We start from the raw sequence: 26,530 nt of genomic DNA on the forward strand, positions 1-26,530 counted from the left end.
TCACGCATTCTTCGACCAATGGGCAGAAGACCCGAACAAAAAAATGCGGACGCGATCGAGAGGCATGAAAACATGATCGTCAAGACAATCATACGGGCGGGGGTAGTGGGCGCATCGCTCGCTGTCGTGATCGCGCCTGGAGCCTACTCCGAGACCTTGAAGGTCCTGGAGGGCACAACAGCAGCACCACTTACAGTTCCGATGAACAGGGCAGTCGTCGTCGAAGCCGACCGGCCTTTCGCGGAACTGTCGATTGCAAACCCGGGGATCGCCGACATCTCGACGCTCTCGGACCGGACCATCTACGTGCTCGGCAAGGCGCCGGGGCGGACGACGATGACCCTTCTGGGGCCCGACGGCCAGCTGATCGCGAACGTTGACGTTCAGGTCTCGCTTGACGTCGCCGAGTTCAAGGAGCGGCTGCAGCAGATCCTTCCGAACGAGAAGATCGAGGTTCGGACCGCGAACGACGGCGTCGTGCTTTCGGGCGTGGTTTCGTCGATCGCAAAACTTGATCGGGCGCTTGATCTTGCGGACCGTTATGCACCGGGCCGTGTTTCCAACCTCATGAGCGTTGGCGGCACCCAGCAGGTGATGCTGCACGTTCGCTTCGCGGAAATGCAGCGGTCCGTCAGCAAGAGCTTGAGCGGATCGTTCGGTTTCATCGGAACCGACGCACGCGGCGGCGCCAACAACCTTAATTCGCTCAACAGCGTGATCGGCGGCGGCGCTCCGATCACGGACCAGTTCGGAACCATCGGTGTCCGATTCTCGGCCGGAAGCGTCCAGATGGCCGCGACCCTCGAAGCGCTTGAGGGCAAGGGCCTGATCCGCACCCTGGCAGAGCCGAACCTGACGGCGCTTTCCGGGCAAGAGGCGAAGTTCCTTGCCGGTGGTGAATACCCGATCCCCGTGCGCGAAACTGACGAATCGGGTACGAGCGTCACGATCCAGTACAAGCCTTTCGGGGTCGAACTGGCATTCACGCCGCGCGTGGTCGATGGCGACGTGATCAACCTTGCGCTGAACACCGCGGTTTCGGGGATCGATTCGGAAATCGAGGCTGCAAGCGGTGCCTTGGCCTTCCGTCGCCGCGAAGCGGAAACCACGGTGGAAATGCACGATGGCGACAGCTTCGCGATCGCGGGCCTTCTGCAGGACGACTTCCGCGACAACAACGGTCAGGTGCCTTGGCTGGGTGACATCCCGATCCTCGGCGCGCTGTTCCGCAGTGCGGAGTATCAGCGCAATCAGACAGAGCTTGTCGTGATCGTCACCGCACACCTCGTGTCCCCGATCCGGGGCGAGGCCCTGGCGTTGCCGACAGACCGGGTGAAGCCGCCCTCAGAGGCGCAGCTGTTCCTCCTGGGGCAGACGGCCTCGGATGGGACGAAGGTGACTGGCGGAGCCGCGGAAGTCGCACGCCAGGACTTCTCCGGTGCCTATGGCTATGTGATGGAGTAAGACAATGCGCGGTAATGTAAAATTCTTGCTCCTCTCCGCAGGCATTCTGGCCATCGCGGCCTGCTCGCCTGAAACCAATGCGGCCCGTGCGTTCTACGGCGAAGCCGGACGCGAGGTGGAAACCAGCGACTTCGGAAACGCAACCCGCAACAACACGGCGATTCAGACCGGCGCGGTCAATCAGTTGATCAACATGACGCGCAAGTTTGCGGCTGACGTGCCGAACACGGTGAACTTCGCGTTCGACAGTTCGACCCTTGATGCCAGCGCCAGGGCGGCTCTGGTGCAGCAGGCGAACTGGATCAAGCAGTTCCCCGAGATCCGCTTCCGGGTGTACGGCCATACGGACCTCGTGGGATCAAACGCCTACAACAAGGCCCTTGGCCTGCGCCGTGCCCAGACAGTGGTGAACTTCCTTATCGGGCAGGGCATCTCGCGTTCGCGTCTTGAGGCGGTCGTATCCTATGGCGAAACGCAGCCCTTGGTCTACGTTCAGTCCGAAGAGCGCCGCAACCGCCGGACGGTCACCGAGGTTTCTGGCTTCGTCGCCACGAACCCGCTTCTGCTGAACGGCAAGTACGCGCAGGTGATCTTCCGCGAGTATGTCACGAGCGCGACTCCGCCTCATCAGCAGGCCGACGCGGCGCCTGGCGCTGGCGGTGACAGCGGCGGCAACTGACGCACGTCAAATTGTTTCTGTTTAAAGGGCGGTCTTTGGCAACAAAGGCCGCCTTTTTTTTCTATCGTCTCCAAGCACCGCATTAATTCGATATTTCGGCCCCATTCTTGCCAACTTTCTCACTGATTTTTCAAAGTCGGGAACAAGCGCGAAGAGTCGCGTAGGGCTGGCTGGACGAACCTGCGGCTTCAACGAAACGGTAACGGATCGGCCGCACGGAGCCGACCTGGTAAGAGGGAATGTAGGACCATGGCCAACGCAGCGGCTTTGCAGACGGACCCCGCACCGATCATCGCTTGCACGGTGTCGCGTGACGTCAGCGCATTCGATCTTCTGATCGAGGACATGGAAACCGAGTTGGGCGACAGCTGGGGTGACCTCGGCTTCGATGACGCTATCGCCTTTCTGTCGCAGCCCGAAGCCGATGCGCTCCAGTTCATCGCGGTCGCCGTGGACGGCCAGGACGAAAGCGGTATGTCCCGCGTCGGCGACGTCATTGCCGCAGCCAAGGCGAAGAACATCAGGGTGATCCTGATCGCCGAGGAAGTCAGCCCGATCGCCCTCCATCAGTTGCTCAAGCTTGGCGCCGACGACTTCGTCCCCTATCCGCTGCCCGAGAACGCGCTGCATGAGGCGATTGAGCGCATCCGCCGCGCGCCCGTCGCCGCGCAGGTTCAGGACGCCGCGCCCGACGCGCGCGGTAAGGGCGACCGAGATGGCATGATCCTGCCCGTTCACGGGCTTGCGGGCGGTGTCGGGGGGACCACCTTTGCCGTCAACCTCGCTTGGGAACTGGCGATCTCAAACAAGAAGAATCCGCCCAAGGTCTGCTTGCTGGACCTGGATTTCCAGTATGGCTCCGTGTCGACTTACCTGGACCTGCCGCGCCGCGAAGCGGTGTACGAGATGCTATCCGAAACTGCGAAACTGGATCGGGATACCTTCATCCAGAGCATGCTGACGTTCAATGACCGCATGCACGTGCTGACCGCACCGGCCGACATGCTTCCACTCGACATCGTCCAGTCCGAGGACATCAACCGAATTCTCGATCTGGCGCGCTCGCATTTCGATTTCGTCGTGGTCGACATGCCCAAGACGGTGGTCCAGTGGACCGAGGCGGTGCTGCATCAGTCAAAGGTGTACTTCGGCATTCTCGAGCTGGACATGCGCTCTGCCCAGAACACGCTGCGCCTGATCCGGGCGCTCAAGTCTGAGGATCTGCCGTTCGAGAAGCTTCGCTACGTGCTGAACCGTGCGCCGAGCTTCACCGACCTGACCGGGAAGGGCCGCGCCAAGCGTCTGGCCGAAAGCCTGGACATCGCGATCGAGATCCACCTTCCCGACGGCGGCAAGGCAATCACCCAAGCCAACGACCAGGGCCTGCCGCTGGCCGAAAACGCAAGCAAGAACCCGCTTCGCAAGGAAATCGCGAAGCTCGCGGTTTCACTCGTCAATTCGCAGCAGAAGACCGAAGTGGCTTCTTCCTGATATCCGGGGGTCTGAATGTTTTCTCGTTACAAGAAATCCGCACCAGTCGCCCAACCGAAACCGGAAGCCGCTCAAGCGCCTGCGGACAAGGCAGGCGAGGCGAAAACGCAGCCCATCCGCCGCTCGAACGTCGGGCATCTGGTGCCGGCGCATCCAAGCGTGACCGACAAGGAGCGCAAGCGCAAGGAACGTATGGGCGAGCTGAAGGTCGAACTGCACAAGCGGCTCTTGGACAACCTGAACCTCTCGGCCCTTGAACATGCGACGGAAAGCGACCTGAAGCAGGAAATCGCCTCGATCTCTGCTGAGGCGCTGGAAGAACTGAGCGTCGTCCTGAACAAGGACGAACGTTCAATGCTCCACCAGGAGCTTTATGACGAGGTGATGGGCCTTGGCCCGCTGGAGCCGCTGCTCAAGGACGACACGGTCAACGACATCCTGGTCAACGGCCCCCAGCAGATCTTCATCGAACGGTCCGGCAAGCTTGAGCTGACCGACATCACCTTCAAGGATGAGCGCCACCTTCTGCGCATCATCGACAAGATCGTGTCGGCGGTTGGCCGGCGGGTCGATGAATCGAACCCCTATTGCGACGCCCGTCTGGCGGACGGTTCGCGCTTCAACTGCATGGTGCCGCCGATCGCGGTCGACGGGTCGCTGGTCTCGATCCGGAAGTTCAAGAAGGACAAGCTTGCCATCGACGACCTGGTGAAGTTTGGCGCCTTCACAGAGGAAATGGCCGCCTATCTTCAGGCGGCGGTCGCGACGCGGCTGAACGTCATCGTCTCGGGCGGCACGGGCTCCGGTAAGACGACGACGCTGAACGCCTTGTCGTCCTTCATCGACAACAACGAACGCATCCTGACCATCGAGGACACGGCAGAACTTCAGCTTCAGCAGACGCATGTGGGGCGCATGGAAAGCCGTCCCCCGAACGTCGAGGGCAAGGGCGCGGTCACGCAGCGAGACTGTCTGCGCAACGCGCTTCGGATGCGTCCCGATCGCATCATCGTCGGCGAAACCCGCGGCGAAGAGGTGATCGACATGCTTCAGGCCATGAACACCGGCCACGACGGCTCCATGACCACGATCCACGCCAACTCGGCGCGTGACGGCATCAGCCGTCTGGAAAACATGGTCGCGATGGCCGGGATCGAAATGCCCATCAAGGCCATCCGCAGCCAGATCGCGAGCGCCGTGAACCTGATCGTGCAGGCTTCGCGTCTTCAGGACGGCTCCCGTCGGATGGTGTCGATCACCGAAATCACCGGCATGGAAGGCGACGTCATCTCGATGCAGGAAATCTTCCGCTACGAACGTCTGGGGATTACGCCCGAGGGCAAGATCATCGGCCGCTTCACCGCGACGGGCGTGCGCTCGCACTTCTCGGACCGCTTCCGTCAATGGGGCTATGACCTTCCAGCCTCGATCTACGATCCCATCGCTGCGGAGTAAGGCGCATGATCCTCAGCCCCACCCCAATCATCTACGGCCTGATCTTCCTGGCGGTCCTGCTGCTGGTCGAGGGCCTGTACCTGCTGTTCTTCGGCAAGTCGATTTCGTTGAACAACAAGGTGAACCGGCGCCTCGCGCTTCTGGAAAAGGGCGGCCAGCGCGAACAGGTTCTGGAACAGCTCCGCAAGGAGGCCAGCCAGCACCTGAAATCGAAGGGCATCCCGCTATATTCCATCCTCGCCTCGAAGGCGCAGAAGGCGAATATCGCCTTTTCGCCGAAGGCGCTTGTGCTTGTGATGGCACTGCTTTCCGTCGTGGCCTTCATGGGATTGAAAATAGGCACCCAGGCATCGACGCCGGTGCAGATCGCCCTTGGCATCACGATGGGCGTCGGCGCCGTCTACATCTGGGTCAGCGGCAAGGCCAAGAAGCGGCTTGCAAAGATCGAGGAGCAGCTGCCCGAAGCAATTGAACTGATGGTCCGCAGCCTGCGGGTCGGGCACCCGTTCTCCTCGGCGATCCAGATTGTCGCCAAGGAAGTCGCCGACCCGCTGGGAAGCGAGTTCGGCATGATCGCGGACGAAAGCGCCTATGGCCGCGAGGTTTCGGAATCGCTCAAGGACCTTGCCGAACGCATGGACATGCAGGACCTGCGCTTCCTTGCCGTTGCGGTGACGATCCAGCAGCAGTCGGGCGGCAACCTTGCGGAAATTCTCGATGGTCTGGCCAAGGTGGTGCGCGCCCGGTTCCGGCTTTTCCGTCGCGTCAAGGCGATCACGGCGGAGGCCAAGTGGTCCGGCAACTTCCTGTCGGCCTTCCCGCTGCTTGCCCTTGTCGCGATCCAGGTCGCGAAGCCGGACTATTTCGACAAGGTGAAGGACAGCCCTTACTTCATCTACGCGGCACTGGTCGTGGCCTTCATGCTGGCGCTGAATCTGGTGTTCATGCGCATCATGACCAACATCAAGGTCTGAGGCAAAGACATGGAAATTATCAACACGATCAACGCGATTCTGCTCGAGAAACTTGGGCCGCTCGGGCCGCTAGCCGCGGTGGGCTTCCTGGGCGCCCTGCTGATCATCGTGACCCTGCCGACGCTGCTGAAACGCCGCATCGATCCGCTGAGCAAGCTGCGCGACGCCCAGCGGGCCGGCAACAGCGCTGCCGGCAAGGGCCAGGCCAAGCCCCTGCGCATGGGGGGGCGCGGCGAAAAGCTGGACAAGTTCGCCGCCTTCCTTGAGCCGCAGACCGAAGAGGAAATGACATCAGCGCGCCTCAAGCTCATGCGCGCGGGATATCGTGGCAAGCACGCCGTCAGAACCTTCCACGCGATTCAGTTTGTACTTGGCGTGACCTTCCTTCTGCTGGGCGCAGGCTTCGTGCTCTACAAGTCCACGACCGGAGAGATCAGCACAACGACGCTGGCGCTTTTCGGGGTCGGCCCCGGCATCGTCGGCTACTTCCTGCCGCGCTATTGGATTGAGCGTCGCTTGCAGATGCGCCAGCAGGAAATTCAGGACGGGTTTCCAGATGCGCTCGACATGCTTCTGGTCTGTGTTGAAGCCGGCCAGTCGCTGGACCAGGGGATCGTCCGGGTCGCGCGCGAGATCGCGGTCGGCTACCCCGCACTTGCCGAGGAACTCAGCACTGTTTCCGCCGAGGTGAAGGCCGGCAAGGAAAAGACATCGGTTTTGCGCGCCTTTGCCGAGCGCGCAGGCGTTCAGGACGTGTCGTCCTTTGTCACGGTGATGATCCAGTCGCAGACCTTCGGGACGTCGATCGCAGAAGCCCTGCGGGTCTACGCGTCGGAAATGCGGGACAAGCGGGTGATGCGCGCCGAAGAGGCTGCGAACAAGCTTCCGACGAAGATCACGCTTGGCACGATGATGTTTACCGTGCCTCCGCTGCTGATCGTCATTGTCGGCCCGTCCGTCTACGCTATGTTGGAGGCGTTCGCCAACTTCAAGATCTAGGTTCATGCTGCGCCACACCACGGCCCTTGCTGCTGCAACTTTCGCCCTCGCCGCCTGTCAGATGTCCGGCGATCCGTTCCGGAAGTCGGACTCGCCCTTCGCGCCGTCGCTCGACGCATCGGCCGAGGAATCGGTCGACGGGTTGATTGTCGGCCACCGTCTTATGGCGGCAGGTGAGTACGAGTTGGCTTTGAAGGCCTATTATCGTGCCGCTTCCGAACGCGGGGCCACGGTGGACGTCTATTCCGCGATCGGTTCGGCGAACCTGCATCTGGGACGACTGGGGCAGGCAGAACGCAATCTTCGCAACGCGATCGATCTTGACGAAAGCTTTGTGCCAGCCTGGAACAACCTGGGGGTCGTCCTGATGGAAAAGGGCGAAGTCGCCGAGGCAAGCCAGACGTTCCAGACGGCCTTTGCGCTGGACAGTGGCCGAACGGACGCCATACGCGAAAATCTGCGCCGCGCCCTCGCCATGCGAGACGATCCCGACTATGGTTCCGAGCACAAAGAAGAAGAATTCTCACTCGTGCGGCGTGGGGGCGGTGTTTACCTTCTGCTCACGGTGAAGTGAGGCCAGAGCAGCAAGGGACGCAGAACATGCGCCAGTCGGTTCATTTGATACTTGTCGTCGCAGGCGCGCTTGGCCTGTCGGCGTGTAACCAGCAGAAAGACGAGGACGTTCAGGATGCCCTGAACAGCATAAACGTCATTGATGAAAGCAACCTCAATGACGTCATGCTCACCTCGGCCGACCCGCAGGAAGCGGTGGCGTATTTTCAGCGCGCGGTGCGGGAAAAACCCAACCGTGTCGACCTCAAGCGGGGTCTGGCAAAGTCGCTGATCCGGGCCAACAAGCCGGTGGAGGCGACCAAGGTTCTGGGCGAGATCATCCAGGGTCCGGGCGGCACAAGCGAGGACCGGGTGCTTTTGGCCGATGCCCTTATCCGGTCCAACGAATGGAAGCGCGCGGAGGTAGAGCTCAATGCCGTCCCGCCGACCTACGAAACCTTCGACCGCTACCGGCTTGAGGCGATGATCGCCGACGCGAACAAGAGATGGGACAAGGCGGACAGCTTCTACGACACCGCTGCCGGCATGACCACGCGTCCGGCGGGCGTCCTGAACAACTGGGGCTATTCAAAGCTGACGCGCGGCGACTATCCGGGCGCGGAAAAGCTGTTCGGTCAGGCGTTGACCTATGACCGCAACATGTTCGTTGCCAAGAACAACCTGGTTCTGGCCCGCGCGGCGCAACGCAAATACGACCTGCCGATCATTTCGATGACCCAGGTGGAACGCGCGCAGCTGCTATACACGATCGCGCTGTCGGCGATCAAACAGGGCGACGTCGTGATCGGGCGCGGACTTTTGGAAGACGCGATCGAAACCCATCCGCAGCATTTCGAAGAAGCCGTGCGCGCGCTTGAAGCACTCAACACCTAACAAGGGGCAGCCATGCTGGATCTGAACGCAAACCAGGTGCATCTGGTCTTCTTTGTGCTGATGCTGCCAATCGCCATTTGGGTGATGCTGTCCGACCTGAGATCCATGCGGATCCCGAACCTTGCGGTTCTGGCTACGGTGGTGGTCTTTGCGGTGGCGGGTTTCATCGTGTTGCCGACCGAGGTCTGGCTCTGGCGCTGGGTCAATCTTGTCGTTGTGCTGGCCATCGGCGTGGTCTTGCATGTCGTAGCCCGCGTCGGCGAGGGTGACGTGAAGTTCGCGGCCGCAGCCGCGCCCTTTTTCGCCCAGGGTCACGTGTCGATCGTGATCTTTCTGCTGGCAGCCTGTCTTCTGGCGGCCTTCGTCGCCCATCGCCTGGTGCGCAGGGTATCGGCAATTCGTTCGCTGGCGCCCGACTGGGCATCCTGGACGCGCAAGGAATTCCCAATGGGCGTCGCACTGGCCGCGACGCTCATGGCTTATCTGGCGTCGCTGGCGTTCCCCTCGCTCACGCTCGCGCTGATGTCCATGAGGATGTAAAGCGGGGTCCGGTGCACCTCGGTCATGGTCCAGCCTTTCCGCTCCATCTCCTCCAGGAAGTTCTTTCTGGCCTTGCCCGAGATCGGGCATAGCGGGATCAGCAGATAGTCTGATTGTGCAAGTCCGGAAAGGCGCCCGTAGTACCATGGCGCGGCTCTTTCCACCCTTGCCAGGTCCCCATAGGTCCAGAAGCTTGACAGAATGTCCGCAGCCATGACGGCCTTGCCGGCATAGCCGTTCCGTTCCAGATCGTCTGCCGCCGCGGCCAGCCATGTCGTGAACCCGCCTTGCAGCGTGCAGTCTGGCAGGATCTCTCCGTCCGGAAGGACGGTCCGGTTTTCGGAACCATCCTCCTCATCGGCGGCAAGCGAGGCAACCTGCCACTCGGGCCCGTCCAGAGCCACGATTGCCCGTGTCCGCACCATGCGGGAACGGTTGGCGAACAGGTCGGACGTGGGCCCCGCGCCGCCCAGCAGTGGGCGCATGTCCGCAAGCTGCAGGTTCAGATGCTTGACGGGGCTGATCAACAGGTTCTGGACCGAGGCATAGCCGGCGCCGACAAAAACCCCTGCCGCGATCAGGGTCCATTGCGATGGCCGCAGGCCCAGGCTACGTGTCCCCTCGTCTTCGCGCCACAGTGCAACAAGGCAGATCAGAACCAGCACGATCCATTGTGGGTCGTTCCCGAAGTTCTGATACACGACATAGGCAAAGGGGATGTAGAGCAGCAAAAGCAGCAGCCCCTCGGTCAAGTGCCCGGCCTTGCGTGCGATGATGACCGTTCCGATGAGGGCCAGGTTCCCCGCGAGGTACGCCGAACCGCCAAGAATGTCCGAAAGTTCGTCCCCTGGACGTTCCCGAACGGTCGAGGTTGCTACCGTGAGAAGGTCCGCCAGATAGGCAAGCCAGAACCGCGGCCCTGCCACAAGCGTCACCACCGCCATCACCAACAGCCCTGCCAGCACAGCGACCAGAAGCGTGCGCCACCACTTGCGCGTGATCAGTCCGACCAGGACGACCGGGGCGAAGGCGACAAAATAGGTCATCTTGATCAAGGCAAGAGCGGCAAGGCCCAGGCCCAGGACGATGCCGTCCTGCACCTGTGCCGGGGTGTCGCGGGGCGCAATCAGGACCTGCAGAAGCACGACATAGGCGATAGCCCAGGACCAGCGGTTGTAGTGCATCGAAAGGGAGACCGTGGTCGTGTCGCCCCCATGCACCAACGCAATGCACAGCACCAGCACATAGCCCACGAAGGCGTAGGCCAGGAGGCCGTCCAGGCGCGTTGCGGCGACCCGGATTGCCGCGGGGGCGATGAGAACCGCGACAAGGATCTGCGCCAGCAGAAATGCGTGGCCGATCCCGAAGCCCAGCTTGACGAAAAGCGCGATCGGCGCAGCCGACAGCACGCCCAGCGGCGTCATGAAGTCCAGATGCGGCCACTCTCCTGCCGCCATTCGCAGCACGATATCGGCCAGATGAATGGCGTCGCCTTCGTGCATGGCAAGGTAAAGGCCGCCCTTGAAAAGCGTCAGCGCCGCAACAATTGCGATCAAAGCAACGGAAAATCCCGACAGCCGCCACAATTGCGTTCTGTTCATGTCCCTGAATCCCGCCTCAATTTCCATTTTTTAGCCACAATAGCTTCGCAGGATGCACAAGGGAATCCTGATGAGGACTCCTGCCGAACTATCTGATCGGCACTGCGGAAATATCCGCCCTGAACTGGATCGGTAAGGGGGTCAAGCCGATGAACATGCAGGTACCCAACGTGATTGCGCCAGCTTCTCCGCGGAATTTGGCGGAAGTTGGGCTGAACACGGTGATGATGCGCGACATCTTCCTCAAGACGATGTTCCGCATGAATCTGGATCGGGCGACGGAATTGTCCCGCGCGCTCTGCATCCCCGTACCGATCGTGCAGGAACTGATCGACCTGTCGCGGTCCCAACGCCTGGTCGAGGCGATGGGGACCCTGCACGCCAACTCGGGCAACGAGATGGGCTTTCAGCTGACCGACACCGGAAAGGCGCGGGCGCTGGATGCGCTGGCGCAGTCCGAATACTACGGCGCCATGCCCGTTCCGCTTGAGATCTATCGCGACCAGGTCAAGAAGCAATCGATCCGCAATATCCAGATGACGCGGCAGCAGCTTACGGGCGCCATGGGGCACCTGATCCTTCCGGACGCTCTTCTGGACCATCTGGGGCCCGCGGTCAGTGCAGGCCGCTCGATCCTGATGTACGGCCCGCCGGGCAACGGGAAGTCCTCGATCGCAAACGGGATCCGCGATGCCTTGGGCGACAAGATCTATGTTCCGCGTGCGGTCGAATACGCGGGCCAGGTGATCACGGTCTATGACCCGATCGTGCACTCGGCAGCGCAGGAACAGCAGGATGATCCGACGGCCCTGCGGCGCGCGTCGAACCGGTTCGACAACCGCTATGTCCTCTGCGACCGCCCAACCGTGATCACCGGCGGCGAACTATCGCTCGACATGCTGGACCTGACCTACAATCCGACGGCCCGGACCTATACGGCATCGCTGCAGATGAAGGCGACCGGCGGCGTCTTCATCATCGACGACCTTGGACGTCAGCAGGAACCCCCCCAAAAGATCGTCAACCGCTGGATCGTGCCACTTGAAGAGCACCGCGATATCCTGGCGCTTCAGTCGGGCGAGAAATTCGAGGTTCCCTTCGATACGCTCGTCGTGTTCTCGACCAACTTCCATCCGAACGAAATCTTCGACAAGGCGGCGCTGCGCCGGATCTTCTTCAAGATCAAGATCGACGGGCCCGACCAGGAGATGTATCTCAAGATATTCGCGATGGTGGCGAAGAAGAAGAAGGTGCCACTGGACGAGGCATCGCTGATCCACCTGCTCAAGAGCAAGTATCCCACGATCGACAACATCTATGCGAACTATCAGCCGGTTTTCCTGATCGACCAGATCATCGCGATCTGCAACTTCGAGGGCATTCCCTACCAGATGACCCCGCAGCTGATCGATCGCGCCTGGGCCAACATGTTCGTCCGCGACGAAAGGATCGTGCATTGACCGGAAAGGTTGGTGTTGCCGGGTCCAGCCGCCTAGCGGTTCCGGCGCTGCGTCTGCTGCGCGATGCGAGGTTCGAGGCCACGGGGTTTGCGTCCGGCGGCGGGCAGACAGCGCAGGATGCGACAGAATTCGCCAAGGGCCTTGGCACGCTGATCGTCATGGCGGCAGACGTTGCCGAAACCGAAGCGCTTCTGTTCGACACGGATGCGCTGGTCACGCGTGCGCCCGCGCTTGAGACGTTGATCATCTGCGCGACGCTGACGCCTCGCTACATTCGCGCGCTGCGCCACCGCATCCCGCATCGCATAGCGGTGATCGACGCCCCGGCGCTTGGAAGCTTCCGCCAAGCCGCCGAAGGCCGGCTGACCTTCCTTGTCGGTGGCGCGGTCGAGGCGGTGGAGGGCGCGAAGCCGGTTCTGGCGGCTCTGGGCCAGAAAGTCGAACGGATGGGAAGCTTGGGCGCCGGAACCTCGGCCAAGGTGCTGCGTGATTTCCTGTCTGCCTCCGGCTCGGCGATGACGCGACTCGCTCTTGACTGGGCGGAGGCGCAGGGACTTGATGAGCCAAAGCTGCTGGACATGCTGCAGGCATCGCCTGCGCGGCCACTGGTCGCGGCCGAGTGTGACATGTCCGAGTTCGGAATGGATACCCCGGCTTCGGACGAGACGGTGATGAGCCTGATCCGTGACGTCGAAGGCGCTTTGGATGCAGCCTTGTCCGACGCGCATCTTACGCCGCCCGCCGCGCTGAGGGACGCCTTCCGGCATCTGCGCGGGCGCGCTCTGCACTGACCCGCGGCGGCACTGGGCCCAGCAAGCCTTCGCTGGCTCTGGCTGAACGTCGGGAGCGATAAAGCCCGCCCCTAGGGGCGGGCCTTCCAAAGCTGGCGGCGGGGGTGTCGGGTCAGGCCACGTCGAGCGCGAACGCGTCGTGCAGCGCCTGAACGGCCAGTTCCATGTACTTGCGATCGATCAGGACCGAGACCTTGATCTCGGACGTCGCGATCACCTTGATGTTCACGTTTTCGGCGGCCAGGGCCGCGAACATCCTGGCGGCGACGCCGGACTGCGACCGCATGCCGATGCCCACGACGGATACCTTGGCAACCTCGGTATCCACGACCAGGTCATCGTAGCTGATCGTTTTGGCGGCGCGCGCCTCCTCAAGTGCCTTCTTCGCGCGCGCCACCTGGTTGGTGGGGCACGAGAAGGTCATGTCGGTGACGGCCATCGTGTGGCCCTCGTAGTTCTTTTCCGAGATGTTCTGGACGATCATGTCCACGTTGACCCCGGCTTCGGCGAGCGGGCCGAAGATCGCGGCGGCGATGCCCGGCCGGTCCTCGACTGTAACAAGGGTGATCTTCGCTTCGTCGCGGCTGTAGGCGACGCCCGAGACGGCCTTCGATTCCATGATATCCTCCTCGTCGCAGACCAGGGTTCCGGAGTTTTCGTCTGTGTCTTCGAAGCTGGACAGAACGCGCAGCTTCACCTTGTAGCGCATGGCAAGTTCGACCGAGCGCGTTTGAAGGACCTTGGCGCCCAGTGAGGCCAGTTCAAGCATCTCTTCGAACGCGATGCGGTCAAGCTTGCGCGCCTTGCCGCAGATCCGCGGATCGGTCGTGTAAACGCCGTCCACGTCGGTGTAGATGTCGCAGCGTTCCGCGTCGAAGGCGGCCGCGAACGCCACCGCGGTCGTATCGGACCCGCCCCGGCCCAGCGTGGTGATCCGTCCTTCTTCCGAGACCCCCTGGAAACCGGCGACAACCGCGACCTTGAAGCCTTCGGCGAACTTCGCGTCTAGATTTTCCCGCGGGATCGACACGAAGCGCGCCGCCGAATGGGCCGAGGTCGTGTTGATCGGCACCTGCCAGCCCTGCCAGGAGCGGGCGGGAACGCCCATTTCCTGCAGGCGCAGCGCCATCAGCCCGGCGGTCACGTTTTCCCCGCTGGCAACAACCGCGTCATATTCGCGGGCGTCGTAAAGGTGGGATGTCTGTTCCACCCAACCCACCAGTTCGTTGGTCTTGCCCGACATGGCCGAGACGATGACGATCACGTCATAGCCGCGCTCCACCTCACGCTTGACCTTCTCGGCGGCATTGGCGATGCGGTCGAGATCGGCCACCGAGGTGCCGCCGAATTTCATCACGAGAAGCGGCATCCTAGCCCCCCCAAGCTGCGCGCGCCAAGGCGCCCCGAGTCAAACCGCGCGTTTCATAGGCGCGCACGTGCGCAAGGGCAAGGGCGTTCAACGGAGGCCGTCGCCAACTGTGTCATTGCGGACCGCCGGCACCGGGGCCTAGAACGGGATGGTCGCGCCGTCGTGGTTCAGGTAGCAGCCAGTGGTTTCCAGGCTCAGCTCGTCGAAGCGGGCGACAAGGTCGCGGGCCGATGTTTCGGGCGCGACGTCGGCGCCAGGCCCACCCATCGCGGTCTTCACCCAGCCGGGGTGATAGATGCCGACCGCGATGCCATCACCGCGCAGATCGGCGGCAAGGTTGCGCCCAAGGTTCAGGACGGCCGCCTTCGAGGCGCGGTAGATATAGCTGCCCCCCGGCGCCAGCGTGTCCGATCCCATCCGCGAGGACAGGATGGCCACCTTCCCGCGCGCCGACCTGAGCGCCGGCAAAAGCGATTGGATCGTGAGGAACACGCCGGTCACGTTCACCGCGAAGGTATCGGCCCAGGCATCGGCAGGGTAGCCCGATCCAAGGTCCTGTCCCTTGTCGATGTAGATCCCGGCGTTGCAGACCAGCAGGTCCAGGGGCCTGTCTTTCCATGCGGCGCCCAGCCCGGCCACGGATTCTGAGTTGGTGACATCAAGCTGGAACAAGCCTGCTTCATTCGCAGCGGCGCGAGATGTGCCGTGAACCGTGTCGCCGCATGCCTGAAATGCCTGATGCAGGGCAGCGCCAATCCCGCGGTTTGCGCCGGTGATCAAGACGTCCATGCCGTGCCCCTTCTTCGTCTTCAGTTGGTCTTGCGCACCGGCATGAAGGGCAGGGGTGCCACGGGAACGCCTTCCTCCAGCAACTTCTTGGCCTCTTCGATCTTGGCTTCGCCGTAGATTGACCGGCCCGGCGCCTCACCTTCGTGAATGCGTCGCGCTTCCGACGCGAAGTTCAGCCCGACGTATTCCGAGTTTTCCTCGACCTGGCGGCGCATGGCCTCGATCGCCTGCTGAAGTTCCGACTTCTGCGTGGCCAGGGGGCGGTCCTTTGCCTTTCCGGCTGGGCGCACCGCAGGGGCCATCAGGTTCTTCGACACTGTGGTAGAGCCGCAGATCGCGCAGGCGACGTGGCCCGCAGCCCGAAGCGTTTCAAAGGCTTCGGCCGACTTGAACCAGCTTTCGAAGCTGTGGTCGTGGTCGCATGTCAGCGAATAACGGATCATGATGTCGTTCGGGTTGGTCGTCTGAGTTCAATTATGAACTCCGCGCAGGAATTCAACTGATTTCCTCAGCCTGACGGTCGGGGTCGAAGTTGGCAAGCAGTTGCGACAACTCGGGCTCGGCCACTTGCGCGGCGGCCTTCTTGGGATTGAACCACTTGCGCACACGCTGGCCCTTCTCGGGAAAATCATCCTTCAGGCGCTGGACCCTGACAGGGTAGACCGCGACGATGCAGGGCTGCTTCTTGCCGTCGTTCAGCACCTTGTCGTAGGAGTAGATGCCGATGCAGCGGTTGCCCAGAACGCCCTCGACTCCCGCTTCCTCGTAGGCTTCGCGCAGCGCGCATTGCGAACCGGTCTTGCCCTTCATCGGCCAGCCCTTGGGAATGACCCAGCGGCCGGTGTCGCGGCTGGTGATCAGAAGAACCTCAAGCTTGCCCTTCGCGCTTTTGCGGTGGCAAAGCGCGGCATATTGTGTCAGCGCCTCCTGGGCGCCGGGGCTGGTGTTGTCGAGTTTCTTCACTGCGCGATCCCGGGCGTTTTTCCGCCCGGCCTTTCGTTGTTGTCCTGCCGTTCCTGTCGCTGCCTTAGGTGACGTTTTCTTCTATCTAGCATGTTACGCAGGGATTTTCCACCATCATGGTGGTGGCGCGGCGCCGGATAGGACCGTGCGGAACGGGCCCGTGTCGATGTTTCCGCCCGACAGGATCACGCCAACGCGGCGCCCGTTCATCTGGTCCTTTTCGGTCATCAACGCGGCCAAAGCCGCAGCCCCTGCGCCCTCGGCCAGGTTGTGGGTGTCCGTGAAATAGACACGTATCGCCTCTGCGATCTGATTTTCTGTCACGGCGATGACGCGGGCCGCGCCGGGGCCATAGACGGCAAGCGCTTCCGCCACCGGGACGCGCACGGCCATGCCGTCCGCGAAGGTCCGCGCGCTGTCGGTCGGTATGGGTCGGCCCGCCTCGGCGGAAAGCTTTGCCGTCTGGGCATTTGCAGACACCACGCCCACGACGCGGGTGGGCAGGCGCATCGCATCACGCGCCGCGATCACGCCGCAGATCCCCGAGCCGCAGCCAATGGGAACATAGACCGTGTGCAGCCGTGGCGCGGCGCGGAAGAATTCCAGCGCATAGCTTGCGACGCCGCGGACAAGTTCGCGGTGAAACGGCGGCACTGGATAAAGCCCCTCTTCGCCCGCGACGCGCATCGCCTCTGTCCTGGCTTCGTCGAAGTCGTCGCCGTGTTCGCGCAACTCCGCCCCGAAGGCCCGCATGGCGGCGTTCTTTTCGACAGAGTTGCCGCGCGGCACGTATACCACCGCGCGCAGCCCCAAGGCCGTCGCCGCGCGGGCTTGCGATTGGCCGTGGTTGCCCCGCGTGGCGGTGATGATGCCACCGTAGCCGGGGTGTTCGCGCGCGAGCCAGTCCATTAAGGTGATCCCGCCGCGCACCTTGAAGGCGCCCGTCGGCCCGTGGTTTTCGTGCTTGACCCAGACCTCGGCCCCGATCCGGTCCGATAGCGTGGGCCAGGCGTATTGCGCAGTGGGCTCCATGTGGCGGTGGACCAGGCGGGCGGCTGTCTCAAGCTCGGGCAGGGTGAACATCGGCGGCGGGCTTTCCTGAAAGGGCGGTTTCAAGCGCGGCAAGGAAGGGGCGCATGGAGGCAGGATCCGCCGCCGACAGGGCATCGCGCGCCTTTTCCGCCATTTCCTTTTGTATCGAGGCATCCGCCAGCCGGATGATCGCCGCGGCAAGGTCACGGGCGGTCTCCACCTGGACCGAGGCGCCGGCGGCCTGCAACGCGGCATAGGCGGGGGCGGAATTCGTGACGTCAGGGCCGTGCAGGATGGCGGACCCATGGGCCGCGGGCTCATAGGGTGTGTGACCGCCCCGATCCGTCAGCGATCCCGCGACAAAGGTCATGCCCGCGCCAGCGTACCACCTGTCCATTTCGCCCATCGTGTCTGCAAGATAGATCAGCGTCTGTGCGGTTGGCTCCTGGCCCTTCGAGCGGACGGCGAAGGAAAGCCCCGTGTCAGCGATCAGCCGCACGACTTCGGCGCTGCGACGTGGGTGGCGGGGGGCAAGGATCAGGCGCAGGCCGGGATTGCTGGCCTGCGCGCTTGCGAACGCGGTCAGTATCACCTCTTCCTCGCCGGGGTGGGTCGAGGCGGCCAGAAGCGTCGTCGCACGCGGGAAGGGCAGCGCGGCCGGGGCGTCGTCCGGCACAAAGGCTGCCTTCAGATTGAGAACGGGTCCAAGCCGGTCCTTGTTCAGGCCAAGGCTCTCGAAACGGCGGGCGCTGTCCCGGTCCTGCGCCGAAAGCCATGCGATGGCATCCGTGATGCGGCGCGCGATGCCGGGAAAGCGGGCCCAGGCGCGCTCGCTTCCGGCCGACATGCGCGCGCCCAGAACGAATACGGGTATGCCGCGCGCCGCGGTCTGGACCAACCTTTCTGGCCAAAGCTCGTTCTCGATCACGATCAGCGCGGCGGGGCGGACGGCCTGCAGGAAGCGGCGGGTTGCGCCCCAGGTGTCCACCGGCGCAAGCCGACCGACAAGTCCCGGCAATCGCCAGCTTTCGGCAAGTGTCCGGCCCGTCGCGGTGTTCGTGGTCACGACGAGCGAAAGGCCGGGATGACGGCTGAGGATGGCAAGGATCGTCGCCTTGGCCGAAGCAAGTTCACCGTTCGAGGCCGCGTGAAGCCAGAGCACGGGACCATTGGGCCGCGGCGGGGACAGCGCAAGGCGTTCGGCCAACCCGCGGGGTTCGGCGCGTCCGGTCAAAGCGAGGCGCCCCGCACGCAGCAACAGTGCGGGCGGGCCGAAAAGCGCAAGGATCAAACGGTAGAGCCACATGGGTCTTGATCTTGCACGGCAGGCGTACGGCGGCAAGCCGGGCAAGATGCGCCGCGCCTTTTCGGGGCCGGGCCAGTACTGGTGCAGGAGGGTTCGTTTGGTCGCTTGAGAGGTTCAGTTCCCCAGGATCGAGGGCAGGCGAAGTCCCATGTCCTTGGCGTGCTGGACTGCGATGTCATAGCCCGCGTCCGCATGACGCCAGACGCCCGAGGCCGGGTCGTTCCATAGTACGCGCTCAAGGCGCTTGGCGGCCTCTGGCGTGCCGTCGGCGACGATCACGACACCGGAATGTTGCGAGAAGCCCATACCGACGCCGCCGCCGTGGTGCAGCGAAACCCAGGTCGCGCCGCTGGCGGTGTTGACCAGCGCATTCAGCAGCGGCCAGTCCGAAACCGCGTCCGAGCCGTCCTTCATCGCTTCCGTCTCGCGGTTGGGGCTTGCGACGGAACCCGAGTCCAGGTGGTCGCGGCCGATGACGACGGGGGCCTTGAGCTCTCCGCTCGCAACCATCTCGTTGAACATCAGCCCGGCGCGATGCCGGTCGCCAAGCCCGATCCAGCAGATGCGCGCGGGCAGGCCCTGGAAGGCGATGCGTTCACCCGCCATGTCCAGCCAGCGGTGCAGGTGATGGTTTTCGGGGAAAAGCCGCTTCATGGCCGCATCGGTCTTGCGGATGTCCTCGGGGTCGCCCGACAGCGCGCACCAGCGGAAGGGGCCGATTCCCTTGCAGAACAGCGGCCGGATGTAGGCGGGGACGAACCCGGGGAAGGCGAAGGCGTTCTCGAAGCCCTCCTCTTTCGCGACCTGGCGGATGTTGTTGCCGTAATCCAGCGTGGGGACGCCGGCATTCCAGAAATCCACCATCGCCTCGACATGAACCTTCATCGAGGCGCGGGCGGCCTTTTCCACCGCCTTGGGTTCGGTTTCCTGTTTCGCGCGCCATTCCGCGACGCTCCAGCCCAGGGGCAGGTAGCCATGCAGGGGGTCGTGGGCCGAGGTCTGGTCGGTGACGATGTCAGGGCGCGGGCCGCCGGCCTTCATCCGGCGGACAAGCTCGGGGAAGACCTCTGCCGCGTTGCCCAGGAGCCCCACGGACTTCGCCTCGCCCTTCGCGGTCCAGTCGGCGATCAGCGCCAGAGCCTCATCCAGCGTGCGGGCCTTGGCGTCGAGGTATTTCGTGCGGATGCGGAAGTCGATCCGGGTCTCATCGCATTCGACGGCCAGACAGCAGGCGCCCGCGAAGACGGCGGCCAGTGGCTGCGCCCCACCCATGCCGCCAAGCCCGCCGGTCAGGATCCATTTGCCCTTCAGGTCGCCGCCGTAATGCTGGCGGCCCGCTTCGGCGAAGGTTTCATAGGTGCCCTGCACGATGCCCTGCGTGCCGATGTAGATCCAGGACCCAGCGGTCATCTGGCCGTACATCATCAGCCCCTTCTTATCGAGTTCGTTGAAGTGGTCCCACGTCGCCCAGTGCGGAACCAGGTTCGAGTTGGCGATCAGGACGCGCGGCGCATCGGCATGGGTCTTCACCACCGCGACCGGGCGGCCCGATTGCACGACAAGCGTTTCATCGCCCTCAAGGTCCTTCAGCGTCGCTACGATTCGGTCGAAGTCGGTCCAGGTTCGCGCCGCGCGGCCGATGCCGCCGTAAACGACCAGTTCGTGCGGGTTCTCGGCCACGTCGGGATGCAGATTGTTCATCAGCATCCGCAGGGGGGCCTCGGTTTGCCAGCTTTTCGCGTTCAGCGTGGTTCCGGTGGGCGGGAAGACGTCGCGGGTGTTCTTGCGGTCGAGGTCGCGCATGTGTGCCTCCATCAGGAAAGGGCGCCCGAGCGGGCGAGCGTATCGATTTCGGTGAGGATTGCGCCAAGCACGGCGCGGAGGGGTTCGGCGCGCGCCGCATCGTAGGCCCAGGGCGCGTGCTCGGCGGACAGATAGGCGCGCTGGGCAAGCTCCATCTGGATTGCGTGGACGCTTTGTCGGGGCTGTCCGTAGTGGCGCGTGGTCCATCCGCCCTTGAAGCGGCCATTCAGGACGCTGTCGAGGCCCTTGGCCTCGTCGCAACGAGTCCGGACCGCGTTCTCGATGGTCTTGGCGCAGGACTCTCCGTCGTTCGTGCCGATGGAAAACACCGGCAGCAGCCCGTCGAACAGAAACGGGATGCGCGACCGGATCGAGTGGCAGTCATAGACGACGGCAGCGCCGTGACGGGCCTTCACGCGTTCGACCTCTGCGCTCAGCGCGGCGTGATAGGGCGCGTGATAGGCGTCGCAGCGCGCAAGGATTTCGTCCTCGGACGGTTCCTGCCCCGGCTGCCAGATCGGGTTCCCGTCGAAATCGGTCAGGGGGCAGAGCGTCGTGGTGTTCTGCCCGGGGTAAAGCGAGACACCCGCCGGGTCGCGGTTGGCGTCGATCGCGTAGCGGTGGACGGTCGAGGCGACGACAGTCGCGCCGGGCAGGAGCCCTTCGTAAAGTGCCGCGATGTGCCAGTCGGTGTCGGCCAGCGCCCGGCCGGTGGGATTGAGCCGCGCCATCAGGTCATCGGGCAGCCACGTGCCGCCATGCGGCATCCCGAGGATGACCGGGCTGTCGCCCCGGCTTACCGTAAAGGGCTTCATGACCACAACTCCGGCAGTGCCACGCCGGCGGCCATCGCGATATCCCCGGTCGCGACAAGCCGGCTTGCCGCTTCGATGTCAGGCGCGAGGTAGCGGTCTTCGCCAAGTGTCGCCACGTCCTGCCGCAGCCGGGCAAGCGCGCGGCTCAGAGGCGCTGATGTGCCAAGCGGGGCGCGGAATTCGATCCCCTGCGCCGCGCACAGAAGTTCGACGCCAAGGATGCGGTCCAGGTTCGCGACCATCCGCATCAGCCGCCGCGCCCCGTGCGCGGCCATCGAGACGTGATCCTCCTGGTTGGCCGAGGTCGGGGTGGAATCCGTGACGCAGGGTGTGGCCAGGTGCTTGTTTTCGCTCATCAGCGCGGCGGTCGTGACCTCGGCGATCATCAGGCCGGAGTTCAGGCCGGGATCGGGCGTCAGGAACGGCGGCAGGTCGAAGGACAGCGTCGGGTCGACCATCAGCGCGACGCGGCGCTGCGCGATCGCGCCGATCTCGCTGACGGCAAGGGCGATCATGTCGGCGGCGAAGCCCACGGGTTCGGCGTGGAAGTTGCCGCCCGAAACGATCTGTCCGGCGCCGGTCAGGACCAGCGGGTTGTCGGTCGCGGCATTGGCCTCGACCTCAAGCGTTCGGGCGGCCATGCGAAGGACATCCATCGCGGCGCCGGTGACCTGCGGCTGGCAGCGGATGCAGTAGGGGTCCTGCACGCGGCTGTCGCCTTCGCGGTGGCTTTCGCGGATCTCCGACCCGTCAAGAAGCGCGCGCAGGGTGGCTGCGGCCTCGATCTGACCGGCATGGCCGCGCAGGGTGTGGATTTCGGGTTGAAGGGGCGCCGTGGACCCCATGATCGCGTCGGTGGACATGGCCGAGACGACAAGAGCCCCCTGTGCGGCGCGCCATGCCTCGAACAGGCCGGCAAGCGCGAAGGCCGTCGAAAACTGCGTGCCGTTGATGAAGGCGAGGCCCTCTTTCGGGCCAAGCGGGATGGGCGTCAGACCCACCGCCTGAAGCGCCTTGGCCCCCGGCATGACGTGGCCTTCGTAATCCGCCTCGCCCTCGCCGATCAGCACGGCGGTCATGTGCGCCAGCGGCGCAAGGTCGCCCGAAGCACCGACCGAGCCCTGCGCGGGAATGACCGGGGTCACGCCGCGTTCAAGCATCGCCTCGAGCAGTTCGATCAGTTCCCAGCGAACACCGGACGCCCCTCGTCCCAGGGACAGAAGTTTCAGCGCCATCATCAGCCGCGTGTGGGCGCGCCCGATCGGTTCACCCACGCCACAGCAGTGGCTGAGGATCAGATTGCGCTGCAAGGTCGCGGTGTCCTTTGGGGCGATCCGCATGCTGGCCAGCTTGCCGAAACCGGTGTTGACGCCGTAAACGGGCGCTTCGCCCGCGGCGGCGGCGGCGATTGCCGAAGCGGCCCTGTCGACATCCGCCTTGGCCGACGGGTCAAGCTGCACGGGCAGCTCCTCGAAGTAGACACGGGCAAGGTCGCCCAGGGTGACTGTGCCGGGGGTCAGGGTGAGAACGCTCAAATGCGGCCTCCGATGATGCGTTGGTGAAGGGGATTGAAGCCGATGCGATAGGCCAGTTCGGCCGGGTGGTCGACGTTCCAGACGGCAAGGTCCGCACGGCTGCCCGGCGTGATGGTGCCCCGATCGGCAAGACCCAGTGCGCGGGCGGCGTAGCGGGTCGTGCCCAGCAGCGCTTCCTCCGGCGTCATGCGGAACAGCGTGCAGGCCATGTTCATCGCCAGAAGGATCGAGCACATGGGCGAGGATCCGGGGTTCATGTCGGTCGCCACTGCCATCGGCACGCCACGGGCGCGAAACAGGTCGATCGGCGGCGCCTTGGTTTCGCGCAACGTATAGTACGCGCCGGGCAGGATTACCGCGACGGTGCCGGCATCGGCCATCGCCTTGACGCCGTCTTCGTCCAGGTATTCCAGATGATCTGCCGAAAGCGCCCCATAGCGGGCGGCAAGTGCCGCGCCGCCAAGGTTCGAAAGCTGTTCCGCGTGCAGCTTCAACGGCAGGCCGAGTTCGAGGGCCACGTCGAAGACCCGGGCAATCTGGACGGTGTCGAACGCGATGCCTTCGCAAAAGCCATCGACGGCATCCACCAGCCCCTGTTCGTGTGCCGCACGCAGCGCGGGGATGCAGACATCGTCGATATAGGCGTCCTCGCGCCCCTTGTGGTCCGCGGGCGTCGCGTGCGCGCCAAGGAACGTGGTGCGCACCGTGACCGGACGAAGACCGCCGATCCGCCGTGCGGCACGCAGCATCCTGAGTTCGGTTTCCAGGTCAAGCCCGTATCCCGACTTGATCTCGATGACCGATACGCCTTCGGCGATCAGCGCATCGACCCGGGGGAGCGCCGACGCGACCAGGTCCTCCTCGGTCGCTTCACGCGTCGCGCGCACGGTCGAAACGATGCCGCCGCCCGCGCGGGCGACCTCTTCGTAGCTGGCACCTTTCAACCGCATCTCGAATTCGCCGGCACGGTTTCCACCGTGCACGATGTGCGTGTGGCAGTCGATCAGCGCGGGTGTGACAAGTCGCCCGCCAAGGTCATGGCGCGGAAAGGCCGCGACGGCCGCAGGAATGTCCGTCCTGGGGCCTGTCCACAGGATCCCGTCTGCGGTCACCGCGATCGCCGCATCGTCGAGCAGGCCGTAGTCAGGCCCGGTCAGCGTCGCGACGCGGCAGTTCACGATCAGGCTGCTTTGCTGGCGCATGGTCACTTTCGAAATCGGGTTGCCGAGTCGGCTTGTATGCGGCTATACGATATATGTCTAGACATAATGGAGCAAGCGATGATCTTCGCGAAACGGGCGCTGCTGCCCCTGGGCTGGGCGGCCAATGTTCGGGTGGTGGTCCGGCAAGGCCGCATCGCTGCCATCGAAACGGAGGTCGACGCGGCGCCCGGGGACGAGCGTGTGGACACCTTGCTGCCGGCGCTCGGCAACCTTCATTCCCACGCGTTCCAGAGGGCGATGGCGGGCATGACCGAATACCGCGCGGCGGGGCGGGAAAGCTTCTGGACCTGGCGCGACCTCATGTACCGTTTCCTTGACCGGCTGACGCCGGAGCAGGTTGAGGCCATTGCCGCGCAGGTGCAGGTGGAGATGCTTGAGGCCGGCTATGCTTCGGTCGGAGAGTTCCACTATGTCCACCACCAGCCGGGCGGGGTGAGGTATGACGATGCGGCGGAACTGTCGGCGCGGATCATGGCGGCGGCGGCAGAGACGGGCATCGGCCTGACGCATCTTCCCGTGCTTTACAGCTACGGCGGGGCCGGTACGGCGCCACTGGCCGGGGGGCAGCTTCGGTTCGGAAACGACGTGGACGGCTTTTCCCGGCTGCTGGATGGTGCGCGTCAGGCGGCGCGCGATCTGCCGGCCGACACCGTGGTGGGCATCGCGCCCCATTCGCTGCGCGCGACCTGTCCCGAGGATCTGGCGCGCGCGCTTCCGCTGGCGAAAGGCGCCCCTATCCACATCCACATCGCCGAGCAACCCAAGGAGGTCGCCGACATATCCGCGTGGCTGGGTGCGCGGCCGGTCGAGTGGCTTCTGGCGAACGCCCCGGTTGACGGGGCCTGGTGCGCCATCCACGCGACCCACATGACAGCGGCCGAAACCGCGGCGCTGGCGCGCAGCGGCGCCGTGGCGGGCCTGTGCCCGATCACCGAGGCCAACCTGGGGGATGGCCCGTTCAACGGCCCGGGCTGGATCGCGGCGCGGGGCGCCTTCGGCGTCGGATCGGATTCGAACGTGCGGATCTCCTTGACCGAGGAACTCAGGACGCTGGAATATTCGCAACGCCTGCGGGACCTTGCGCGCAACGTGCTGGTGCCGGGCGAGGGGTCGGTGGGCGCGTTCCTTTACGAAGGTTCCGCCGTCGGTTCGGCGCAGGCCCTGGGCCGCGACGGTGGGCGGATCGCCACGGGGCGGCTTGCGGACCTGGTTGCCATGGACAGCACCCATCCCAGCCTGTGCGCGCTGTCCGAACCGAACCTGCTGGACGGGCTCTGCTTCGCGGCGCCGGACGGGGTCGTGACCGATGTATGGGCGGCGGGGCGTCATCAGGTGCGTGCAGGCCGCCACATCGCACGCGACCGCGTGGCCGAACGCTACCGCCGTGCCGTGGCCGAACTTGTCGCATCGGGCTGACGGCCGGATGGGCGTGAGCGCGCTAACGCGGCGAGAAGCGGACCATCAGGGCAGCGAAGCCTGCGGGGCAATCGACGTGGCCTGTCTCGAAATGCGCCACGCCGCCGACCGGAAGCGTCACGCCCTCGACCGATACCCCCGCCGCGAGCGCGAGGCAGGCGTGGAACTGCCCCTGGGCCAACGGGTAGTCGGACCGGCCTGCGGGCGGCCGGTCCACATGCACCGACAGCCACGCGGGGTCGTAGATCACGTTGAAATCGCGAACCGGCCCGTCGATCATCCGCGACGTGACGGCTGTGTCACCGGAAAAGGCGACCGGCGTCAGGGGCAGCGCCTCGATCCGGCCCTCGGGCGTTTCCAGGTAGAGGCCCGCGCCCTCGATCACTGTCAGGACACGCGCGAGGCCGGGGAAGAAGGAAAAGGGGCCGTCGGTCTTCACCTCGGCGATGGACAGGCGCCACAGAAGTGCCCCGCCCTGGTCTTCGCGCGCGATTTCGTGCGTGACGCCGCCGCCGTTCTTCCACGGCTGCGTGTCGAAATCATCGGGGGAAAATATCCGCATTTGCGCACCAATCGGGTAAAGACCTATACAAATGGAACATAACGTCAGGCAAAACACCAGAATGCAGACCCGCGATGTCCGATGATCCGCCCAATGATGCCGCCGCGGCAGACAAGATCTCCTTCCGTGACGTGAAGGCCGAGATCCGCCGCCGCATCGAAAGGCGGATCTGGGGGCCGGGAGAACTGGTCCCCGGCGAAATCGAACTGGCCGAGGAATTCGGCTGCGCGCGCGCCACCGTGAACCGCGCCATGCGGGAGCTGACCGAAGAGGGGCTTCTGGATCGCAAGCGCAAGGCAGGTACGCGGGTGCGCATCACGCCGATCCGGCAGGCGAGGTTCGAGATACCCCTGGTGCGGGCTGAGATCGAATCCGCGGGCGCAAACTATCGCTACGCGCTGCTTTCTCGCGAGGTCCTGCCCGCCCCGGCATGGCTTTGCGCCCGGCTCGGTCTCACGCCGGGCGCGCCCGCGCTGCATCTGGTCTGCCTGCATTCAGCCGACGGCGCGCCCTATCAGCACGAGGATCGCTGGATCAATCTTGCCGCGCTCCCGCAGGCCGAGGCAGCGGATTTCTCGACGCAGGGACCGAACGAATGGCTGGTCGAGGCTGTGCCCTATTCCGAGGTCGAGATCAGTTTCCTGGCAAGCGCCGCCCCCGCCGATGTCGCGGTCGTCCTTGGGATGGAGCCAGGCGAACCGACATTCACCGCCGAGCGGGCGACATGGTGGCAAGGCCAGCCCATCACCCAAGTGCGGCTTTGCTTTGCCAAGGGCTACCGCATGACGACCCGCTACTGAGATCACTTATTCGGATG

25 protein-coding genes are annotated in these 26,530 nt (G+C 64.2%); 13 read left to right on the forward strand and 12 right to left on the reverse strand.

Annotated features, from left to right (window positions below; translation table 11 throughout):
- Nucleotides 1-72 precede the first annotated feature (72 nt).
- From OEW28_RS05335 to OEW28_RS05375, 9 genes are all read left to right on the forward strand, one after another.
- Nucleotides 73-1,464: a type II and III secretion system protein family protein gene (locus OEW28_RS05335; RefSeq protein ID WP_263734379.1), complete on the forward strand. Its 1,392-nt coding sequence runs from the start codon at nt 73-75 to the stop codon at nt 1,462-1,464.
- 4 nt (nt 1,465-1,468) lie between these two features.
- Complete coding sequence (locus OEW28_RS05340; RefSeq protein ID WP_263733668.1) at nt 1,469-2,143, forward strand: OmpA family protein; 675 nt, start codon at nt 1,469-1,471, stop codon at nt 2,141-2,143.
- 249 nt (nt 2,144-2,392) lie between these two features.
- The gene (locus tag OEW28_RS05345; RefSeq protein WP_263733669.1) at nt 2,393-3,634 is read left to right on the forward strand and encodes an AAA family ATPase; all 1,242 of its coding nucleotides are present in this window, start codon (nt 2,393-2,395) and stop codon (nt 3,632-3,634) included.
- 15 nt (nt 3,635-3,649) lie between these two features.
- On the forward strand, nt 3,650-5,089 hold the full coding sequence (locus OEW28_RS05350; RefSeq protein WP_263733670.1) for a CpaF family protein: 1,440 nt from the start codon (nt 3,650-3,652) through the stop codon (nt 5,087-5,089).
- 5 nt (nt 5,090-5,094) lie between these two features.
- Nucleotides 5,095-6,063 (forward strand): type II secretion system F family protein, encoded by a 969-nt coding sequence (locus OEW28_RS05355; protein WP_263733671.1) that lies wholly within the window; start codon nt 5,095-5,097, stop codon nt 6,061-6,063.
- 9 nt (nt 6,064-6,072) lie between these two features.
- Nucleotides 6,073-7,062, forward strand: coding sequence for a type II secretion system F family protein (locus OEW28_RS05360; RefSeq protein WP_263733672.1), 990 nt, complete (start codon nt 6,073-6,075; stop codon nt 7,060-7,062).
- 61 nt (nt 7,063-7,123) lie between these two features.
- A complete protein-coding gene (locus tag OEW28_RS05365) occupies nt 7,124-7,636 on the forward strand; it encodes a tetratricopeptide repeat protein (protein ID WP_263733673.1) in 513 nt (170 codons plus the stop codon).
- 26 nt (nt 7,637-7,662) lie between these two features.
- Complete coding sequence (locus OEW28_RS05370) at nt 7,663-8,508, forward strand: tetratricopeptide repeat protein (RefSeq protein WP_263733674.1); 846 nt, start codon at nt 7,663-7,665, stop codon at nt 8,506-8,508.
- A 12-nt stretch (nt 8,509-8,520) separates the two neighbouring features.
- On the forward strand, nt 8,521-9,048 hold the full coding sequence (locus OEW28_RS05375) for a prepilin peptidase (RefSeq protein ID WP_263733675.1): 528 nt from the start codon (nt 8,521-8,523) through the stop codon (nt 9,046-9,048).
- Here the strand turns inward: OEW28_RS05375 and OEW28_RS05380 are convergent.
- Entirely contained in the window at nt 8,988-10,649 is a 1,662-nt protein-coding gene (locus OEW28_RS05380) for a hypothetical protein (protein ID WP_263733676.1), read from the reverse strand. The genes OEW28_RS05375 and OEW28_RS05380 overlap by 61 nt on opposite strands.
- Before the next feature lie 149 nt (nt 10,650-10,798).
- On the opposite strand from OEW28_RS05380, the gene OEW28_RS05385 reads away from it, so the two are divergent.
- Together OEW28_RS05385 and OEW28_RS05390 are read left to right on the forward strand one after the other, a co-directional pair.
- Nucleotides 10,799-12,109, forward strand: a complete 1,311-nt coding sequence (locus OEW28_RS05385) for an ATPase (protein ID WP_263733677.1) — start codon at nt 10,799-10,801, stop codon at nt 12,107-12,109.
- A complete protein-coding gene (locus tag OEW28_RS05390; RefSeq protein ID WP_263733678.1) occupies nt 12,106-12,900 on the forward strand; it encodes an NAD(P)-binding domain-containing protein in 795 nt (264 codons plus the stop codon). The genes OEW28_RS05385 and OEW28_RS05390 overlap by 4 nt, the downstream gene beginning before the upstream one ends.
- A 112-nt stretch (nt 12,901-13,012) precedes the next feature.
- Here OEW28_RS05390 and OEW28_RS05395 read toward each other — a convergent pair whose 3' ends face one another.
- The 10 genes from OEW28_RS05395 to hutI all read right to left on the reverse strand — a co-directional run bounded on the left by OEW28_RS05395 (nt 13,013) and on the right by hutI (nt 23,714).
- Complete coding sequence (locus OEW28_RS05395; RefSeq protein ID WP_263733679.1) at nt 13,013-14,269, reverse strand: aspartate kinase; 1,257 nt, start codon at nt 14,267-14,269, stop codon at nt 13,013-13,015.
- 138 nt (nt 14,270-14,407) lie between these two features.
- Nucleotides 14,408-15,058, reverse strand: a complete 651-nt coding sequence (locus tag OEW28_RS05400; RefSeq protein WP_263733680.1) for an SDR family oxidoreductase — start codon at nt 15,056-15,058, stop codon at nt 14,408-14,410.
- 20 nt (nt 15,059-15,078) lie between these two features.
- Complete coding sequence (locus OEW28_RS05405) at nt 15,079-15,501, reverse strand: DUF1178 family protein (RefSeq protein ID WP_263733681.1); 423 nt, start codon at nt 15,499-15,501, stop codon at nt 15,079-15,081.
- Between the two features lie 52 nt (nt 15,502-15,553).
- Nucleotides 15,554-16,021, reverse strand: a complete 468-nt coding sequence (locus OEW28_RS05410) for an NUDIX hydrolase (RefSeq protein ID WP_263733682.1) — start codon at nt 16,019-16,021, stop codon at nt 15,554-15,556.
- A 114-nt stretch (nt 16,022-16,135) separates the two neighbouring features.
- Nucleotides 16,136-17,104 carry a threonine dehydratase gene (locus tag OEW28_RS05415; protein ID WP_263733683.1) on the reverse strand — a complete coding sequence of 323 codons (969 nt, stop codon included), beginning with the start codon at nt 17,102-17,104 and terminating at the stop codon, nt 16,136-16,138.
- Nucleotides 17,082-18,359, reverse strand: a complete 1,278-nt coding sequence (locus OEW28_RS05420) for a 3-deoxy-D-manno-octulosonic acid transferase (RefSeq protein ID WP_263733684.1) — start codon at nt 18,357-18,359, stop codon at nt 17,082-17,084. Before OEW28_RS05420 ends, OEW28_RS05415 begins: the two co-directional genes overlap by 23 nt.
- Before the next feature lie 114 nt (nt 18,360-18,473).
- Nucleotides 18,474-20,162 (reverse strand): urocanate hydratase, encoded by a 1,689-nt coding sequence (hutU, locus tag OEW28_RS05425; RefSeq protein ID WP_263733685.1) that lies wholly within the window; start codon nt 20,160-20,162, stop codon nt 18,474-18,476.
- 11 nt (nt 20,163-20,173) lie between these two features.
- Nucleotides 20,174-20,977 (reverse strand): N-formylglutamate deformylase, encoded by an 804-nt coding sequence (hutG, locus tag OEW28_RS05430; protein WP_263733686.1) that lies wholly within the window; start codon nt 20,975-20,977, stop codon nt 20,174-20,176.
- Nucleotides 20,974-22,512, reverse strand: a complete 1,539-nt coding sequence (gene hutH, locus OEW28_RS05435; protein WP_263733687.1) for a histidine ammonia-lyase — start codon at nt 22,510-22,512, stop codon at nt 20,974-20,976. Before hutH ends, hutG begins: the two co-directional genes overlap by 4 nt.
- Nucleotides 22,509-23,714: an imidazolonepropionase gene (gene hutI, locus OEW28_RS05440; protein WP_263733688.1), complete on the reverse strand. Its 1,206-nt coding sequence runs from the start codon at nt 23,712-23,714 to the stop codon at nt 22,509-22,511. The genes hutH and hutI overlap by 4 nt, the downstream gene beginning before the upstream one ends.
- Nucleotides 23,715-23,792: 78 nt before the next feature.
- Here hutI and OEW28_RS05445 point away from each other — a divergent pair, with 78 nt between their 5' ends.
- Entirely contained in the window at nt 23,793-25,151 is a 1,359-nt protein-coding gene (locus OEW28_RS05445) for a formimidoylglutamate deiminase (protein ID WP_263733689.1), read from the forward strand.
- A gap of 22 nt (nt 25,152-25,173) precedes the next feature.
- Here the strand turns inward: OEW28_RS05445 and OEW28_RS05450 are convergent, their stop codons facing one another.
- A complete protein-coding gene (locus OEW28_RS05450) occupies nt 25,174-25,713 on the reverse strand; it encodes a HutD/Ves family protein (protein ID WP_263733690.1) in 540 nt (179 codons plus the stop codon).
- 74 nt (nt 25,714-25,787) lie between these two features.
- Between OEW28_RS05450 and OEW28_RS05455 the strand changes: the two genes are divergently transcribed.
- On the forward strand, nt 25,788-26,513 hold the full coding sequence (locus tag OEW28_RS05455) for a GntR family transcriptional regulator (protein WP_263733691.1): 726 nt from the start codon (nt 25,788-25,790) through the stop codon (nt 26,511-26,513).
- The last annotated feature ends 17 nt before the right edge of the window (nt 26,514-26,530 follow it).

Origin of the sequence: Albidovulum marisflavi, from assembly GCF_025751435.1 — a bacterium.
Classification (GTDB): Bacteria; Pseudomonadota; Alphaproteobacteria; order Rhodobacterales; family Rhodobacteraceae; genus Albidovulum; species Albidovulum marisflavi.

Coding starts and splice junctions, on each gene's coding strand:
- OEW28_RS05335 (WP_263734379.1), top strand. CDS start 73: ATGATCGTCAAGACAATCATACGGGCGGGGGTAGTGGGCGCATCGCTC.
- OEW28_RS05340 (WP_263733668.1), top strand. CDS start 1,469: ATGCGCGGTAATGTAAAATTCTTGCTCCTCTCCGCAGGCATTCTGGCC.
- OEW28_RS05345 (WP_263733669.1), top strand. CDS start 2,393: ATGGCCAACGCAGCGGCTTTGCAGACGGACCCCGCACCGATCATCGCT.
- OEW28_RS05350 (WP_263733670.1), top strand. CDS start 3,650: ATGTTTTCTCGTTACAAGAAATCCGCACCAGTCGCCCAACCGAAACCG.
- OEW28_RS05355 (WP_263733671.1), top strand. CDS start 5,095: ATGATCCTCAGCCCCACCCCAATCATCTACGGCCTGATCTTCCTGGCG.
- OEW28_RS05360 (WP_263733672.1), top strand. CDS start 6,073: ATGGAAATTATCAACACGATCAACGCGATTCTGCTCGAGAAACTTGGG.
- OEW28_RS05365 (WP_263733673.1), top strand. CDS start 7,124: ATGTCCGGCGATCCGTTCCGGAAGTCGGACTCGCCCTTCGCGCCGTCG.
- OEW28_RS05370 (WP_263733674.1), top strand. CDS start 7,663: ATGCGCCAGTCGGTTCATTTGATACTTGTCGTCGCAGGCGCGCTTGGC.
- OEW28_RS05375 (WP_263733675.1), top strand. CDS start 8,521: ATGCTGGATCTGAACGCAAACCAGGTGCATCTGGTCTTCTTTGTGCTG.
- OEW28_RS05380 (WP_263733676.1), bottom strand. CDS start 10,649: ATGAACAGAACGCAATTGTGGCGGCTGTCGGGATTTTCCGTTGCTTTG.
- OEW28_RS05385 (WP_263733677.1), top strand. CDS start 10,799: ATGAACATGCAGGTACCCAACGTGATTGCGCCAGCTTCTCCGCGGAAT.
- OEW28_RS05395 (WP_263733679.1), bottom strand. CDS start 14,269: ATGCCGCTTCTCGTGATGAAATTCGGCGGCACCTCGGTGGCCGATCTC.
- OEW28_RS05400 (WP_263733680.1), bottom strand. CDS start 15,058: ATGGACGTCTTGATCACCGGCGCAAACCGCGGGATTGGCGCTGCCCTG.
- OEW28_RS05405 (WP_263733681.1), bottom strand. CDS start 15,501: ATGATCCGTTATTCGCTGACATGCGACCACGACCACAGCTTCGAAAGC.
- OEW28_RS05415 (WP_263733683.1), bottom strand. CDS start 17,104: ATGTTCACCCTGCCCGAGCTTGAGACAGCCGCCCGCCTGGTCCACCGC.
- OEW28_RS05420 (WP_263733684.1), bottom strand. CDS start 18,359: ATGTGGCTCTACCGTTTGATCCTTGCGCTTTTCGGCCCGCCCGCACTG.
- hutU (WP_263733685.1), bottom strand. CDS start 20,162: ATGCGCGACCTCGACCGCAAGAACACCCGCGACGTCTTCCCGCCCACC.
- hutG (WP_263733686.1), bottom strand. CDS start 20,977: ATGAAGCCCTTTACGGTAAGCCGGGGCGACAGCCCGGTCATCCTCGGG.
- hutI (WP_263733688.1), bottom strand. CDS start 23,714: ATGCGCCAGCAAAGCAGCCTGATCGTGAACTGCCGCGTCGCGACGCTG.
- OEW28_RS05445 (WP_263733689.1), top strand. CDS start 23,793: ATGATCTTCGCGAAACGGGCGCTGCTGCCCCTGGGCTGGGCGGCCAAT.
- OEW28_RS05450 (WP_263733690.1), bottom strand. CDS start 25,713: ATGCGGATATTTTCCCCCGATGATTTCGACACGCAGCCGTGGAAGAAC.
- OEW28_RS05455 (WP_263733691.1), top strand. CDS start 25,788: ATGTCCGATGATCCGCCCAATGATGCCGCCGCGGCAGACAAGATCTCC.